General features: G+C 68.7%; 16 protein-coding genes. 9 read left to right on the plus strand and 7 right to left on the minus strand.

Annotation, left to right across the window (positions count from 1 at the left end; all coding sequences use genetic code 11):
* Positions 1 to 12 precede the first annotated feature (12 nt).
* Positions 13 to 1,758: a proline--tRNA ligase gene (locus AWC31_RS29800; RefSeq protein WP_085148112.1), complete on the plus strand. Its 1,746-nt coding sequence runs from the start codon at positions 13 to 15 to the stop codon at positions 1,756 to 1,758.
* Between the two features lie 7 nt (positions 1,759 to 1,765).
* On the opposite strand, the gene AWC31_RS29805 is transcribed toward AWC31_RS29800, so the two are convergent.
* Both AWC31_RS29805 and AWC31_RS29810 read right to left on the minus strand, forming a co-directional pair.
* Positions 1,766 to 2,233, minus strand: a complete 468-nt coding sequence (locus AWC31_RS29805; protein ID WP_085148115.1) for a ferritin-like domain-containing protein — start codon at positions 2,231 to 2,233, stop codon at positions 1,766 to 1,768.
* Positions 2,230 to 2,805: a hypothetical protein gene (locus tag AWC31_RS29810; RefSeq protein WP_234817042.1), complete on the minus strand. Its 576-nt coding sequence runs from the start codon at positions 2,803 to 2,805 to the stop codon at positions 2,230 to 2,232. Before AWC31_RS29810 ends, AWC31_RS29805 begins: the two co-directional genes overlap by 4 nt.
* A 127-nt stretch (positions 2,806 to 2,932) precedes the next feature.
* Between AWC31_RS29810 and rimP the strand changes: the two genes are divergently transcribed.
* The 7 genes from rimP (at position 2,933) to AWC31_RS29845 (ending at position 10,609) form a co-directional block, all read left to right on the plus strand.
* Entirely contained in the window at positions 2,933 to 3,481 is a 549-nt protein-coding gene (rimP, locus tag AWC31_RS29815; protein ID WP_085148117.1) for a ribosome maturation factor RimP, read from the plus strand.
* Positions 3,478 to 4,506 carry a transcription termination factor NusA gene (nusA, locus tag AWC31_RS29820; protein WP_067852491.1) on the plus strand — a complete coding sequence of 343 codons (1,029 nt, stop codon included), beginning with the start codon at positions 3,478 to 3,480 and terminating at the stop codon, positions 4,504 to 4,506. The genes rimP and nusA overlap by 4 nt, the downstream gene beginning before the upstream one ends.
* A gap of 177 nt (positions 4,507 to 4,683) precedes the next feature.
* A complete protein-coding gene (locus AWC31_RS38005; protein WP_234790936.1) occupies positions 4,684 to 4,908 on the plus strand; it encodes a DUF448 domain-containing protein in 225 nt (74 codons plus the stop codon).
* Positions 4,909 to 5,010: 102 nt separating this feature from the next.
* Positions 5,011 to 7,809: a translation initiation factor IF-2 gene (gene infB, locus AWC31_RS29830; protein WP_085148120.1), complete on the plus strand. Its 2,799-nt coding sequence runs from the start codon at positions 5,011 to 5,013 to the stop codon at positions 7,807 to 7,809.
* Positions 7,810 to 7,811: 2 nt separating this feature from the next.
* A complete protein-coding gene (rbfA, locus tag AWC31_RS29835) occupies positions 7,812 to 8,312 on the plus strand; it encodes a 30S ribosome-binding factor RbfA (protein WP_067852495.1) in 501 nt (166 codons plus the stop codon).
* Entirely contained in the window at positions 8,281 to 9,282 is a 1,002-nt protein-coding gene (locus AWC31_RS29840) for a DHH family phosphoesterase (protein WP_110775333.1), read from the plus strand. Before rbfA ends, AWC31_RS29840 begins: the two co-directional genes overlap by 32 nt.
* Positions 9,275 to 10,609, plus strand: coding sequence for an MATE family efflux transporter (locus AWC31_RS29845; RefSeq protein ID WP_067852497.1), 1,335 nt, complete (start codon positions 9,275 to 9,277; stop codon positions 10,607 to 10,609). The genes AWC31_RS29840 and AWC31_RS29845 overlap by 8 nt, the downstream gene beginning before the upstream one ends.
* An 80-nt stretch (positions 10,610 to 10,689) precedes the next feature.
* On the opposite strand, the gene AWC31_RS29850 is transcribed toward AWC31_RS29845, so the two are convergent.
* The gene (locus AWC31_RS29850; protein ID WP_085148126.1) at positions 10,690 to 11,298 is read right to left on the minus strand and encodes a class I SAM-dependent methyltransferase; all 609 of its coding nucleotides are present in this window, start codon (positions 11,296 to 11,298) and stop codon (positions 10,690 to 10,692) included.
* Between the two features lie 45 nt (positions 11,299 to 11,343).
* On the opposite strand from AWC31_RS29850, the gene AWC31_RS29855 reads away from it, so the two are divergent.
* The gene (locus tag AWC31_RS29855) at positions 11,344 to 11,787 is read left to right on the plus strand and encodes a MerR family transcriptional regulator (RefSeq protein ID WP_085148128.1); all 444 of its coding nucleotides are present in this window, start codon (positions 11,344 to 11,346) and stop codon (positions 11,785 to 11,787) included.
* A gap of 84 nt (positions 11,788 to 11,871) precedes the next feature.
* Here the strand turns inward: AWC31_RS29855 and AWC31_RS29860 are convergent, their stop codons facing one another.
* The 4 genes from AWC31_RS29860 to AWC31_RS29875 all read right to left on the minus strand — a co-directional run bounded on the left by AWC31_RS29860 (position 11,872) and on the right by AWC31_RS29875 (position 15,806).
* On the minus strand, positions 11,872 to 12,693 hold the full coding sequence (locus AWC31_RS29860; protein ID WP_085148131.1) for an ABC transporter ATP-binding protein: 822 nt from the start codon (positions 12,691 to 12,693) through the stop codon (positions 11,872 to 11,874).
* A 15-nt stretch (positions 12,694 to 12,708) separates the two neighbouring features.
* The gene (locus AWC31_RS29865; RefSeq protein ID WP_085148134.1) at positions 12,709 to 13,740 is read right to left on the minus strand and encodes an ABC transporter substrate-binding protein; all 1,032 of its coding nucleotides are present in this window, start codon (positions 13,738 to 13,740) and stop codon (positions 12,709 to 12,711) included.
* Positions 13,741 to 13,759: 19 nt separating this feature from the next.
* Positions 13,760 to 14,641 (minus strand): ABC transporter permease, encoded by an 882-nt coding sequence (locus AWC31_RS29870; protein ID WP_085148137.1) that lies wholly within the window; start codon positions 14,639 to 14,641, stop codon positions 13,760 to 13,762.
* 133 nt (positions 14,642 to 14,774) lie between these two features.
* Positions 14,775 to 15,806 (minus strand): LacI family DNA-binding transcriptional regulator, encoded by a 1,032-nt coding sequence (locus tag AWC31_RS29875; RefSeq protein WP_085148140.1) that lies wholly within the window; start codon positions 15,804 to 15,806, stop codon positions 14,775 to 14,777.
* Positions 15,807 to 15,909: the final 103 nt, after the last annotated feature.

Raw genomic sequence — 15,909 nt, forward strand, 5'->3', positions numbered from 1 at the left:
AGGTTGTCGGCTGTGATCACCCGTATGTCCGAGCTGTTCCTGCGAACCCTCCGCGACAACCCCGCCGACGCCGAAGTGCCCAGCCACAAGCTGCTGATCCGCGCCGGGTACGTCCGTCCGGTGGGCCCGGGCATCTACAGCTGGCTGCCGCTGGGCCTGCGGGTGCTGCGCAAGATCGAGAACATCGTCCGCAGTGAGATGAACGCGATCGGCGGCCAGGAGATCCTGCTGCCCGCCCTGCTGCCGCGCACCCCGTACGAGACCACGAACCGGTGGACCGAGTACGGCGACACCCTGTTCCGGCTGCAGGACCGGCGGGGCAACGACTACCTGCTCGGCCCGACGCACGAGGAGATCTTCACCCTCACGGTCAAGGGCGAGTACTCGTCGTACAAGGACTTCCCGGTCATCCTCTACCAGGTCCAGACCAAGTACCGCGACGAGGCGCGGCCCCGGGCAGGCATCCTGCGTGGCCGCGAGTTCGTCATGAAGGACTCGTACTCGTTCGACGTCGACGACGACGGGCTGAAGACCGCCTATCACGCACACCGCGAGGCCTATCAGCGCATCTTCTCCCGGCTCGGAGTGCGGTACGTGATCGTCTCCGCGGTGTCGGGGGCGATGGGCGGCAGCGCGTCGGAGGAATTCCTCGCCGAGAGCGAGGTCGGCGAGGACACCTTCGTACGGTGCCTGGAATCCGGCTACGCCGCGAACGTCGAAGCCGTGATCACCCGCGCGCCAGAGGAACTGCCCATCGAAGGGCAGCCCGAGGCGAAGGTGTACGACACCCCGAACACGCCGACCATCGCGACGCTGGTCGAATGGGCCAACTCGGCCGATCTCGGCCGCGAGATCACCGCGGCCGACACGCTCAAGAACGTGCTGCTCAAGACGCGCGAGCCCGGCGGCGACTGGGAACTGCTCGGAGTGGGCGTGCCCGGCGACCGCGAGGTCGACGAGAAGCGTCTCGGCGCGGCGCTCGAACCGGCCGAGTTCGCCCTGCTCGACGACTCCGACTTCGCCAAGAACCCGTTCCTCGTCAAGGGATATGTGGGTCCGAAAGCGTTGCAGGACAATGGTGTTCGTTACCTCGTCGATCCGCGGGTGGTATCGGGCACGTCGTGGATCACCGGTGCCGACGCGCCCAACAAGCACGTCGTAGGACTGGTCGCCGGGCGTGACTTCACGCCGGACGGCACCATCGAGGCGGCCGAGGTGCGCGACGGCGACCCCTCGCCCGACGGCGCAGGCGTGCTGACCTCGGCCCGCGGCATCGAGATCGGCCACATCTTCCAGCTGGGCCGCAAATATGCGGACGCGTTCACCGCCGACGTGCTGGGGGAGGACGGCAAGCCGGTGCGGCTGACCATGGGCTCCTACGGCATCGGCGTGTCGCGACTCGTCGCGGTGATCGCCGAACAACAGCACGACGACCTCGGGCTGCGCTGGCCGTCGTCGGTCGCACCGTTCGACGTCCACGTCGTCGTGGCCAACAAGGACGCCGCGGCCCGCATCGGCGCCGCCGAGCTGGTCGCCGACCTCGACCGGCTCGGGCACGAGGTGCTCTTCGACGACCGCCAGGCCTCGCCAGGCGTGAAGTTCAAGGACGCCGAACTGCTCGGCATGCCGTGGATCGTCGTCGTCGGCCGCGGCTGGGCCGACGGCGTGGTCGAACTGCGCAACCGGTTCACCGGTGAGACCCGTGAGGTTGCCGTCGACGGCGCGGCCGCCGAGATCTCGTCGGCGCTCTCGACCTAGCCGGCGCTCACTCGGAGCCGCCCGGGAACGCGACGGTGACCGGCCAGACGTCGAGGAACTCGTTCCACTTCGCCGCGGTCACCGCGGCCTGGGCCAGCGCGGTCACCGCGAACGAGCGATCTTCGCTGGTCGTGGCCTGTTCGAGGACCGCGCGCCAGGCGACCGCGGCGTCCTGTTCCATCCGGACCGCCAAGTTGGCGGCGTCGATCGGATTCTTGACCTCCGCAGGCAGCTGATAGCCGGCGGCAGGTAGCGGCGCCGCGACCGAGCGCCCGTTGAGCATCGCGATCGCGGCCTCGCGCCGCGCCCGGTGCTCGGCCATCGCCGCCGCGACGAGCGAGTTCTCCTCCGGACTGGAGTGCGCGGACACCAGCCCATAGCCGTAGATGATGCCGTGCTCGGTGGCGACCGCGTCGAACAGTGCGCCGTCGGTGGCAGAGGTCGGCCGTGCCGGTGCGGATTCGGGTGACGTCATCGCGCACCGCCCAGCGCGACGGTGTGGGCGGCCGTGCACGACGCCGCGATCGACCCCACGAGCCCGGCGCGATATCCGGAGAGCCGCGGGGCGAGGTCTGTCGCGCTCTTGGCGGACTGCTCGAGTGCGTCGACGACGTCGTCGACGCTCGGCGCCTGGTCAGGGGCAGCGGTGGGCGCGGGCGACTCCGACGTCGGCGTGGCCGTGGTCGATGCCGGGAGCTCGCCGGTCATGCGCGTCAACTCGTCCGACAGCGCCTGGGCATGTGCGGAACGCTCGTCGGCCACGGCCGTCAGTGCCCGGGCCGCAGGCGCTTGCGGTGGCAGCGCTGCGGCCGCGTCGGCGGCGAGCTTGCTGTCGGCCCGCGCGCGGTCGAGCTGGGCGGTGAGATCGGCGAGTTCGGGCGGCGGTGGCGTCGTACCGCAAGCGGCTGCGGTTGCGCCCAACAGGGCGAGGGCCGCGGCCGAGAACAACGCCCGCCGCCGGCTGATGTTCGTCAGGGCGCTCGGCACCAGAACATCCTGCCATTGGCCGGCCGCGGCGCAGCGTGGGCTCCGGACGTGCAGGTCCATGGCATTCGCTGCCTGGAGGAAATCGGATTGACGCTTGCTGCCGCGGGCCTGGCGTATCGTGGATAGGCGATTCCAGGGGGAGTTACCAGGGAATCGTGTCCGGACAACTCAAGATGAGGAGCTCGCCGTGGCACCGGATCCTAATTTGCGGTCTGCGGATCTACCGTCGCAGAAGCAGGTGATCGAGCTACTTGACGGCGAGTTCGCGCGCGCCGGTTATGAAATCGACGATGTCGTGATCGACGCTGCGGCGCGCCCACCCCGGATCACGGTGGTGGCCGACGGCGACGAGGGTCTCGATCTGGACTCGATCGCGACGTTGTCGCGGAGGGCTTCCGAGCTGCTGGACCAGTTGGATCGGGGCAACACGCCGTATGTGCTCGAAGTCACCTCGCCGGGTGTCGACCGTCCGTTGACCACCGAGAAGCACTTTCGGCGCGCCCGCGGCCGCAAGGCCGAGCTGACGCTCGCCGACGGTACGCAGCTGACCGCCCGGCTCGGCGCCACTGACGGCCAGACGTTGCAAGTGGTGGTGCCAGACGGGCCGCGGGACTTCGCAATTCGCGAGATCCCGCTCGGTGAGATCGCCAAAGCTGTTGTCCAAGTGGAGTTTTCAACGCCCAACCGTCGTGAGTTGGAGCTTGCCGGACAAACTGGGAAGGGGGCCCGGACATGAACATCGACATGGCGGCGCTGCATGCCATCGAAGCGGACAAGGGCATCACGGTCGACGTGGTCGTGGAGACGATCAAATCGGCACTGCTGACGGCCTACCGCCACACCGAGGGCCACGAACCCGACGCCCGCATCGACATCGATCGCAAGACCGGTGTGGTGAAGGTGATCGCCCGTCAAACCGATGCCGACGGCAACGTCATCCATGAATGGGACGACACCCCAGAGGGTTTCGGCCGGATCGCGGCCACCACGGCGCGGCAGGTGATCCTGCAGCGGCTGCGCGATGCGGAGAACGAGAAGAACTACGGTGAGTTCTCCGCCCGCGAGGGCGACATCGTGGCCGGCGTGATCCAGCGCGATGCCCGCGCCAACGCGCGCGGCCTGGTGGTGGTGCGGATGGGCAGTGAGACCAAGGGGTCGGAAGGCGTCATCCCGTCCGCCGAGCAGGTGCCGGGCGAGCGCTACGAACACGGCGACCGGTTGCGCTGCTACGTCGTCGGTGTGACGCGCGGTGCCCGTGAGCCGCTGATCACGCTGTCGCGTACGCACCCGAACCTCGTGCGCAAGCTGTTCTCGCTCGAGGTGCCCGAGATCGCCGACGGCTCGGTCGAGATCGTGGCCGTGGCGCGCGAGGCCGGGCACCGCTCCAAGATCGCGGTCACGTCCCGGGTTCCGGGCCTCAACGCCAAGGGCGCGTGCATCGGGCCGATGGGGCAGCGCGTGCGCAACGTGATGAGCGAACTGTCCGGCGAGAAGATCGACATCATCGACTACGACGAAGACCCGTCGCGGTTCGTCGCCAACGCGCTCTCACCGGCCAAGGTGGTCTCGGTATCGGTGATCGACGAGGCCGGCCGGGCGGCGCGCGTTGTGGTGCCGGATTTCCAGCTCTCGCTCGCCATCGGCAAGGAAGGTCAGAATGCCAGGTTGGCGGCCAGGTTGACCGGCTGGCGGATCGATATTCGCAGCGACGCGGCCCCCGCGCCGGACTCGGATGCCCGCCACGGGGCGGTACACGATTGACGGCAGTGACCGGCGTTTCAAATCACAAGGCATGGGGCGGTAGACTCAGCCGTGATCCAGCGCGAGACTCCGGCTTCGACGCGTGAACGCAGCTCCGGCACCCCTGCCGGCCCGGTGCGGACATGTATCGGCTGCCGGAAGCGAGAGTTGGCCGCCGAACTGCTTCGTGTAGTCGCAGTGACAGACGGGAACGGCGAATGCGCCGTCACCGTTGACACCACGGCAAGCCTGCCCGGGCGAGGTGCTTGGTTGCACCCCGACCAGCAGTGCGCACAGGTGGCAGTCCGGCGGCGGGCCTTCGCACGAGCACTGCGAATCACCGGTTCACCGGATACATCCGCGGTGGTCGCCTTCGTCGAGAGACTTGGGACGCCCGACCACCCCGGTCAAGAGAACAGGTAGCGAAGAACATGAGCACACCGTGAAGTCCCGATGACCATGCGTCATAGCTAAACCCGAGGCGCGGCGCCTACCACCGCTGTTGCCTCCAGACGAGGAGATGTAGTGGCAGGTAAGGCCCGTGTACACGAGTTGGCCAAGGAACTCGGTGTCACAAGTAAAGAACTCTTAGCAACGCTCAAAGAGCAGGGCGAGTTCGTCAAGTCGGCGTCCTCCACGGTGGAGGCGCCGGTCGCGCGTCGGCTGCGCGAAACGTTCGGCACGAAGTCTGATTCGAAGGCCGGCAAGAAAGCCGATGACAAACCCCGTAGCCAGCCGGCCGCCGGTAACGGTGCTGCCGCGGCTCCCAAGCCGTCCGGCCCCACGCCGTCCACGGCCGCCCGGCCGGGCCCGCCGGCCAAGCCAGCACCCGCGGCCGCCGCACCGACGCCGTCCGCGCCGGTGAAGCCGTCCGCACCCAAGCCAGCTGCGCCGCAGCCCCCGGCCGCGCCGAGCGCGCCTGCGCCTGCCGCGCCCGCGCCCGCCGCTAGCGCTCCGGCCGCGACGCCCACCCCGGCGCCGCGCCCGACTCCGGGTGCCACGCCCGGCCCGAGGCCGGGTCCGGCGCCCAAGCCCGCGCCGCGCGCCCCGCGTGTCGGCAACAACCCGTTCTCCACGCAGCAGCCCGCGGAGCGTCCGATCCCGCGGCCGCAGCCCCGTCCCGGCGCTCCGCGTCCGGGCGGCGGCCCGCGGCCGTCTCCCGGCAATATGCCGCCGCGTCCCGCGGGCGCGGGTGCGCCCGGTCGTGGCGGACCCCGTCCCGGACCGCGTCCCGGCGGCGGACCCCGCCCCGGTGCAGGTCAAGGCGGTCGTCCCGGTGGCGGTGGCGGCGGTAACTACCGCGGCGGCGGTGCCGGTGGCGGCGGTGGCGCAGCTGCCGGTGGCGGCGGTTTCCGTGGTCGTCCCGGTGGCGGTGGCGGCGGTGGCCGCCCCGGCCAGCGCGGCGGTGCCGCCGGTGCGTTCGGTCGTCCCGGTGGTGCGCCCAAGCGTGGCCGCAAGTCGAAGCGCGCGAAACGCGCCGAGTACGAGAACATGCAGGCGCCCGTCGTCGGTGGTGTGCGGTTGCCGCACGGCAACGGCGAGACCATCCGGCTGGCCCGCGGTGCGTCGCTGTCCGACTTCGCCGACAAGATCAACGCCAACCCGGCATCGCTCGTGCAGGCGCTGTTCAACCTCGGTGAGATGGTCACCGCGACGCAGTCGGTCGGTGACGAGACGCTCGAGCTGCTCGGCAGTGAGATGAACTACGTCGTGCAGGTCGTCTCGCCCGAGGACGAGGACCGTGAGCTGCTGGAATCCTTCGACCTCACCTATGGCGAGGACGAAGGCGGCGAGGAGGACCTGGAGGTCCGCCCGCCGGTGGTCACCGTCATGGGCCACGTCGACCACGGCAAGACCCGACTGCTGGACACCATCCGGAACGCCAGTGTCCGCGAGGGCGAGGCCGGCGGCATCACCCAGCACATCGGTGCCTACCAGGTCGAGGTCGACCTCGACGGCACCGTCCGCCCGATCACCTTCATCGACACCCCGGGTCACGAGGCGTTCACCGCCATGCGTGCCCGCGGTGCGAAGGCCACCGACATCGCGATCCTCGTGGTCGCGGCCGACGACGGTGTCATGCCGCAGACGGTGGAGGCGATCAACCACGCGCAGGCCGCCGACGTGCCGATCGTGGTCGCGGTCAACAAGATCGACAAGGAAGGTGCCGACCCGCAGAAGATCCGCGGTCAGCTCACCGAATACGGGCTGATTCCCGAGGATTACGGCGGCGACACCATGTTCGTCGACATCTCGGCCAAGCAGGGCACCAACATCGAGGCCTTGCTGGAAGCGGTCGTGCTGACCGCCGACGCCGCACTGGACCTGCGGGCCAACCCCGACATGGAGGCCCAGGGCGTGGCGATCGAGGCGCACCTCGACCGTGGCCGCGGACCGGTCGCGACCGTGCTCATCCAGCGCGGCACGCTGCGGGTCGGCGACTCGGTGGTGGCAGGCGACGCCTACGGCCGCGTCCGCCGCATGGTCGACGAGCACGGCGAGGACGTCGAAGAGGCACTGCCGTCGCGTCCCGTCCAGGTCGTCGGCTTCACGTCGGTGCCCGGCGCCGGTGACAACTTCCTGGTCGTCGACGAGGACCGCATCGCCCGCCAGATCGCCGACCGGCGCAGCGCGCGCAAGCGCAACGCGCTGGCCGCGCGCAGCCGCAAGCGCATCAGCCTCGAGGACCTGGATTCGGCGCTGAAGGAAACCAGCCAGCTGAACCTCATCCTCAAGGGCGACAACGCCGGTACGGTCGAGGCGCTCGAGGAGGCCCTGCTGGGCATCCAGGTCGACGACGAGGTCGAGCTGCGGGTCATCGACCGTGGAGTCGGTGGGGTCACCGAGACCAACGTCAACCTGGCGTCGGCCTCGGACGCGATCATCATCGGCTTCAACGTCCGTGCCGAGGGCAAGGCGACCGAGCTGGCCAACCGCGAAGGTGTGGAGATCCGGTACTACTCGGTGATCTACCAGGCCATCGACGAGATCGAGAGCGCGCTCAAGGGCATGCTCAAGCCGGTCTACGAGGAGAAGGAGCTCGGCCGCGCCGAGATCCGCGCCATCTTCCGGTCGTCGAAGGTCGGCAACATCGCCGGCTGCCTGGTCACCTCGGGCATCATGCGGCGTAACGCCAAGGCGCGTCTGCTCCGCGACAACGTGGTGGTCGCCCAGAACCTCACGGTGTCCTCGCTGCGCCGCGAGAAGGACGACGTCACCGAGGTGCGCGACGGTTACGAATGCGGTCTCACGCTGACGTACTCGGACATCAAGGAAGGCGATGTCATCGAGACGTACGAGCTCGTCGAGAAAGCACGTACCTAGAAGTGGCTGATCCTGCACGCGCGAAACGACTCGCCAAGCGGATCTCCACGATCGTGGCCTCGGCCATCGAGTACGAGATCAAAGATCCTCGTCTCGCCGGGGTCACGATCACCGATGCGAAGGTATCGGGGGATCTGCACGACGCCACGCTGTACTACACGGTGATGGGTGCGACGCTCGACGACGCCCCGGACTACGAGGGTGCCGCGGCGGCGCTGGAGAAGGCCAAGGGCGTACTGCGCTCGAAGGCCGGGGCCAGCCTCGGTGTCCGGTTCACCCCGACTCTGGCGTTCGTCCGCGACACCGTGCCCGACGCGGCCCACCGGATGGAGGAGCTGCTGGCCCGGGCGCGGGCCGCCGACGAGGAAGTCGCCAGAGTTCGGGAGGGTGCCACGCACGCCGGCGACGCCGACCCGTACCGTGTGAACGGGGCGGAGGAAAACGGGCCAGCAGACGGGGCAAACGCTGAGGATGCCGGTGACGACGACCGATCGGACGACTGACATAGTTCCTGGCGTGCGCGTCAACGCACACCAGGCCGCCGACCTGCTGTCGGAAGCGTCGAGCGTCAGTGTGGTCTGTCACGTCTATCCCGACGCCGACACGATCGGCGCCGGGCTGGCCCTCGCCCAGGTCCTGGAGGGTGCCGGTAAGCAGGTCGAAGTCGCGTTCGCGGCTCCCGCCGAGCTTCCCGAGTCACTGCAGACGCTGCCGGGTGGTCATCTGCTGGTCGCACCCGAGACGATGCGCGACGACGCCGAACTGGTTGTCACGGTGGACATTCCGAGTGTCAACCGGCTCGGCGCGCTGCGCGATCTCGCCGAGGACGGTCGCCGCGTGCTCGTGATCGACCACCACGCATCCAACCAATTGTTCGGCAGCGCCAACTACGTCGATCCGACCGCGGATTCCACCACGATGCTGGTGGCGGAATTGCTCGACGCCTGGGGCAAGCCGATCGACGAGCAGGTCGCCCACTGCCTCTACGCGGGGCTCACCACCGACACCGGCTCGTTCCGGTGGGCCACCGCACGCGCGCATCGGCTCGCGGCCCGGCTCGTCGAACTCGGCGTGGACAACGCCGCCATCAGTCGCACCCTGCTGGACACTCACCCGTTCGCGTGGCTGCCGATGTTGTCGCGGGTGCTGGCGTCGGCCCGGCTGCTGCCCGACGCCGTGGACGGCCGCGGTTTCGTGTACGCCGTCGTCGCGCACTCCGAGTGGGCGAGCGCCCGCCCCGAGGAAGTCGAGAGCATCGTCGACATCGTCCGCACCACACAGCAGGCTGAGGTCGCCGCGGTGTTCAAGGAGATCGAACCGATGCACTGGTCGGTGTCCATGCGGGCCAAGTCGGTCAACCTGGCTCAGATCGCCAGTTCGTTCGGCGGCGGCGGACACCCGCATGCGGCGGGGTACTCGGCCACCGGCCGGGCCGATGACGTCGTGCAGGCACTCACGCAAGCTCTTGGCTGAACCAGCGGGCGACCTGCCCGTCGCCCCGGCCACAAGCCGTCGCATCGCGGGTCTGGCCCTGCCCGCACTCGGGGTGCTGGCCGCCGAACCCATCTATCTGCTGTTCGACATCGCGATCATCGGACGTCTCGGCGCGGTCAGCCTGGCCGGTTTGGCCATCGGCGGGCTGATCCTGAGCCTGGTCAGTTCACAACTGACATTCCTGTCCTACGGCACCACGGCCCGCTCCGCCCGGTTCTACGGCGCGGGCGACCGGCCCGCTGCGGTCGGTGAAGGCGTGCAGGCCACGTGGCTCGCGCTGGCCCTCGGCTTGGCGATCGTGATCGTCGTGCAGGCGGTGGCCGGGCCGCTCGTCTCGGTGCTCGCGGCCGGTGGCGACATCGCCGAAGCGGCGCTGCCGTGGTTGCGCATCGCGATCCTGGCCGCCCCGGCCATCCTGGTGTCGCTGGCAGGAAACGGGTGGATGCGCGGCGTGCAGGACACCGTACGCCCGCTGCGCTACGTGGTGTTCGGCTTCGCGGTGTCGGCGGTGTTGTGCCCGCTGCTGGTCTACGGCTGGCTCGGCCTGCCCCGGATGGGCTTGCCCGGGTCCGCGGTGGCCAACCTCGTCGGCCAGTGGCTGGCCGCGGTGCTGTTCATGTGGGCGCTGCTCGCCGAGAAGGTGAACCTGCGAATCCAGCCCGCAGTGCTACGGGCTCAGCTCGTGATGGGCCGCGATCTGCTGTTGCGCACCATGGCCTTTCAGGCGTGTTTCGTGTCCGCGGGTGCGGTGGCGGCCCGGTTCGGCGCGGCCGCGGTGGCCGCGCACCAGGTGGTCCTGCAGCTGTGGAGTTTCCTTGCCCTGGTGCTGGATTCGTTGGCCATCGCCGCGCAGTCGCTGGTGGGGGCGGCGCTGGGCGCGGGCCAGCTCGCCCACGCCAAGTCGGTGGCCTGGCGCGTCACGGTGTTCTCGGCGTTGGCCGGTGTGGTGCTCGCGGTGGTGTTCGCGGTCGGTGCGTCGATCCTGCCGCCGGTGTTCACGAACGACGAATCGGTGCTCGCGGCGATCGGCGTGCCATGGTGGTTCCTCGTCGCGCAATTGCCCGTCGCCGGAATCGTTTTCGCACTCGACGGGGTCCTGCTCGGCGCCGGTGACGCGAAGTTCATGCGCAACGCCACGCTGATCAGTGCACTGATCGGCTTTCTACCGTTGATCTGGCTGTCACTCGCGTTCGGCTGGGGACTGCTCGGCATCTGGTCGGGCTTGAGCACTTTCATGGTCCTGCGACTGGTCTTCGTCGGCTGGCGCGCATTCTCCGGCCGCTGGCTCGTGCCGGGCACTGCCTAGTTCCCACCGCGAGCGACCGTGTTTGTACGCAACACGCCGTGGATTTCCGTACAGCAGTGGTCGCTCACGCGGTGAATTCGTCAGCGCCGCGTCCCACTGACAATCCACACGGCGCCTCGGCCGCTTCCATGGGTGCCCACACACACGTTGTCGAAACCGGTGTTGCGGCACAGCGCGGCGAAAGACTCGGCCTGCTGCTGCGTCCAGCCGTGACTGGCCAGGCCCTTCGCACCGACCGGTGACTGCCGCTCGATCGCGATCAGCCGTCCGCCGGGGGACAGCACCCGATGTGCCTCGCCGACCGCCTTGTCGACGTTCTGCCAGTGATGCACGGTGGCCAGCGCCCAGACAACGGTCGCGGTGCCGTCCTCGACGGGCACGTCCTCGGCCGTGCCCTCCCTCCATGTGATGTCGCCCTTGCGGGTGACGAAGCCGGCGACGCGCAACATCGCAGCGGACGGGTCGACGCCTGTCACGCGCGCACCGCTGCGGGCGGCGACGCGGGCCGCGGTGCCCGGCCCGCAACCCACGTCGACGATGTGATCGGCGGGGGAGACGTCGGCGACGCGGGCGGCGAGTTTGGCTTTGGCGCGGCCGACGAGCATGAACATGACCCCGAACAGCACGCCGGTCGCCCCGGAGAATCCCGGATGGTCGGCGTGGTGGTTGATCGCAAGCGCGGCATTCATGCTTCGACCTTGCCGGTTCAAGCTGGGTTGAAGTCAAATGGCGGGATGGACGTGATTTCGATCGGCGAAGCGGCCGCGCGGTTGCAGATGAGCGCGTCGGCGTTGCGGTATTACGACGAGCGCGGGCTCGTGTGCCCGCGGATGCGTCGGGGCGGCAAGCGGATGTATGGCCCCGACGAACTGCGCCGGCTCGCATTTCTCAAGATCGTGCACCGGTTGGGGCTGCCGCTCGACACCGCGGCCGCGGTACTCGACGCACCGAGCGAACAGTGGCGACAGACCGTACGTGAGCAGATCGCCGAACTGGACCGCGTGATCGCCCAAGCGCAAGGCGCACAACAGTTCCTGACGCACGCTTTGCATTGCCCGACCGATCACCCCGCCCGCGACTGCACCACCATGACCGGTGCCTTGGACCGGCTGGTCGACGGCATGAGCGTCGAGGACCTCGCCGCCGAACAGACCGGGACGCGGTGGACCGCCGACTGACCCGTTGACCCCCGCGAGCGACCGCATTTGTACGCAGAAGTGCGGCGTGTCGCGTACAAACACGGTCGCTCGCGGTGTGAAGGATCAGTCGGCGGCGCTGGAACTGCCCAGCAGATCACGCACGCGGTTGGCGACGCGGATGAACTCCGGGCGTTCCATGGTCTCGGCGTAGTCCCGCTCGGCGGGCAGGTCGACGTCGAGCATCTCGACGATCCGGCCGGGCCGCGGGCTCATGACCACGACACGGTTGGCCAGGTACACGGCCTCGGCGACCGAGTGCGTCACCAGCACCACGGTCGTGCCGGTTTCGCGCCAGATGCGGTGCAGTTCGACGTTCATCTTCTCGCGGGTCAGTGCGTCCAACGCGCCGAACGGCTCGTCCATCAGCAGCACGTCGGGTTCGTGGAGCAGGGCCCGGCACAGCGAAACTCGTTGCTGCATACCGCCGGACAGCTCGTGCGGCAGTGCGTTCTCGAAGCCGGTGAGGCCGGTCATCTCGATGAGATAGTCGCAGCGCCGCGCGGCGGCCTGGCGCGGCATCCCGCGCATCTCGGCCTGCAGCAGGATGTTTCGGCGCACCGAGCGCCATTCCAGCAGCGCTGCCCGCTGGAACACGTAGCCGATCTCGCGCTGCGGACCGCGGACGCGGTTGCCGCGCAGCCGGACCTCGCCGGAGGTGGCGTCGGTCAGCCCGGCGATCACCTTGAGCAACGTGGACTTGCCGCAGCCCGACGGGCCGGCGATGGAGAGGAATTCACCGTCGGCCACCCGCAGGTCGATGTCCTCGAGTGCGGTCACCGTGGCTCGCTTGGAAGCGAACCGGACGGACAGGTTGTCGACTGTGATGGCTTCAGCGGCTTCGGCGGTCACCGTGGTCCCGGGTGCGGTGATGGTGGCAGTGGTCATGTCGATCGGCTCCTCTTACTGTGCCGGCTTAGGGGCGAACGACGATTCCCAGTATTCCGCAGGAGCTTTCGCGGTCTTGAGCAATCCGGCGTCGGTCAGCGTGGTGATCGTGGTGGTCCAGTCTTCCTCGGCGTTGGTGCCCGGCGGCTGGTTGGTGGTCGCCGCGGTGCTCAACAGCGGGATGGTCTGCTGCCACTGGTTGAGCAGCACCTCCTGGGGCGGCATCTGCGGGTCCTTACCGGCCATCGCCTGCACGGCGGCCTCGGGATCGGCGGCGGCCGCGGTGAACGCCTCACTGGTGGCGTCGACCATCGACTGCACGAGATCGGCCTTGTCACCGATGGTTTCGGTGTTGGCGATCAGGCCGTTGCTGTAGAAGTTCAGCCCGGCGTCGGAGTACTTCAGGTAGCGCACCTCGCGACCGCTCTTATTGGCGATGGTGGGCCCCTGATCGTGGGCGAACCCGATCAGGCCGTCGACGCGGCCGGACAGCATCGCCGACATCTTGCCCGCCGCATCGAGGCTCTGCTGCGTGACCTGATCGGCGGGTACCCCGACCTTGTCCAGGTAGATGGGGAACGTCGTGGTGGGCGCGTCTCCGGCCGAGACCGCGATGGTGCGGCCCGCCAGATCCTTGGGTTCGTTGATGCCCGAGTCGGCGAACACCTGCACCGCCGACGGCGTGGTCTGCAGGAACACACCGGTGCTCTTGACCTTGACGCCCTTGTCGATGTTGGTGAGCACGGCGGGCGTATCGGCCCAACCGAAGTCGGCCTGCTGCGAGCCGACCGCTTGGACCGTCTTTGTGGAGCCCTGGCCCGCGTCGATCGTGAGGTCGATGCCGTGCTTGGCGAAGATACCCTCTTGCACACCGTAGTAGAAGGGGGCGTGTTCGCCGTACGGATACCAGTTCAGCATCAGGGTCGCCGGTGTGGCCGAACCCTCTGCGGCGGGGGCGTTTTCGGTGTCGCCGCCGCCGCATCCGGCGAGGACGAGGGCTGCGGTGCAGGCCAGCGCGGCGGTGGCGCGGCGTCGGGAAAAGATCATGACTCTACTCCTGGGTCGGTCAGGCGGAGGTTGCGGACTTGGTGGTGCGGCGGGACGAATGCCATGGGATGAGCAGCTTTTCGGCGATCTCGATGATCGCGAACAACACGATGCCCAGGATCGACATGATGATCAGTGCGGCGAACAGCATCGCGGTGTCGACGTTGCCGTTGGCCTGCAGGATCACATAACCCAAACCTTCGTTGGCGCCGACGAATTCACCCACCACGGCACCGGTCACCGCGAGCGTGGCCGCGACCTTGAGACCCGACATCAGCTGCGGCAGAGATGCCGGGAAGCGGATCTTGAGGAAGGTCTTGAAGCGGCTGGCACCCATGGTCGAGGTCAGTTCGAGAATCTCGGGGTCCACCGAGCGCAGGCCCGCCAAACCCGAGATCACGATCGGGAAGAACGCCATCAGCACGGCCACCAGGATCTTCGGTGTCGGGCCGAAGCCCAGCCACACGATGAACAGCGGAGCGATCGCGATCTTCGGGATCACCTGGGCGAACAAGATCAGCGGGTAGACGGTTTTTTCGAGGCTGGCCGAGTAGATCATCACGACGGCCACGAACTCGCCGACGATCGCGGCGATGAGGAAACCGAGCACGGTCTCCCAGCTGGTCACCCAGGTGTGCTGGGCGAGGTATGCCGCGTTCTCCTGGGCGGTGCGCCAGGTGTCCGCCGGCGAGGGGAGGATGTAGGGCGCGACGAGTTCTGCCTCGGTGACTGCCCACCAGCCGGCGAGCAGCGCCGCGACGAGCGCCAGCGGCCGCCACAGCGCTGAGGCGGTGCGTTGCAGGGAGAAAGCCCGGGCGGGGGAGAAGGTTCGACGCCGGGGTGCCGGCCCGGAGGCCGGGGACCCGGAGGGGCGCACACCGGCCGAAGCGGTTACCGCCATGGATGAGTCCTAAGGTCGCAGTGGCACGGGGCCTTCGCCCCGATCTGGGAATGCGCTTTCCGAAGCGCCTCGACCATAACGTGACCCAGCGCACACTGTCAACGGCGTTGTGCTTTGCGGCCCGTTCGGCGGGTCAGGACAGCCGCGTGCTGTCGCGCAGGATCACCCGCCCGGGTATCCGTTCGCGCAGGTCATCGCAGTCGGTGTCGGTGCGCAGCGCGAGTTCGACGGCGCGCCTGCCGATCTCCTCGAGCGGCAGGACGACGGTCGTCAAGCTCGGCGTGTAATCCCGCAGTGTCGGGATGTCGTCGAACCCGGCGATGCCGATGTCGGCGGGCACCGACAGCCCGAGCTCGCGCCACGCCGCGATCGCGCCGATCGCCATCACGTCGGTGACGGCGAATACGCACACCGGCTCGGCTTGTGCACCCGGGCTGATCTGCAACGCCCCGGCCAGCCGGCGGGCCGCCGAGTAGCCGCCGTCGCGGGTGAACTCGCCCGACACCTCCACGAGCGGCGTCAGGCCGCGACGGCCGAGTGCCTCGACGAATCCGTTGCGGCGGTCGACGCCGGTGCGGATGCTGCCTGGGCCGCCGATCACCGCGAACTGGGTGTGGCCCTCCGCTATCAGGGTGTCGGCCAATTCCGCTGAGGCGAAGTAGTTTTCGGGTTCGACGGCACCGCCGAACGCCAGCGGCTGACCGATCACGACAACGCGACCGCCGTTGGCGCGGTAGCGCCCGAACTCGGCCTCCAGGTCGCGGTCGAGATCGCCGCTCTGGCGGGATCCGGCCAGCACGATCGCGTCGGCGCGGTGGGCGATGAATGTACTCACCGATTCGCGTTCGATGTCGAAGTCGCGGTCGGTGCTCGCCAGCAACACCTGCTTGCGAGCCGTTCGGGCCGCGGTCTGGACGCCACGGGCGATCGATGAGAAATACGGGTCGGCGATGTCGTGCACGATCAACCCGAGCAGGCCGGTCGACGCCCGCGCCAAAGCCTGGGCCTGCGCATTCGGCACATATCCGAGTTCGCGGGCGGCCGCGCGCACGCGATCGGCGACGCCGACACCCGGTACCCGGCTCGAACCGTTGAGCACGCGCGACGCGGTCGCCTGCGATACGCCCGCACGGGCGGCCACGTCCTGCAGTGTCACTGCTGCCATCTGTGCTCCCGCCTCGTTGGGGTTGACCGGATCGTCGCATGAGCTTACCGTGGAAAGCGCATTCCGAAGTGCTGACATCGCTGACTCCCGATCGGAGTCGCAG

This window comes from Mycolicibacterium wolinskyi (assembly GCF_002101965.1).
Classification (GTDB): Bacteria; Actinomycetota; Actinomycetes; order Mycobacteriales; family Mycobacteriaceae; genus Mycobacterium; species Mycobacterium wolinskyi.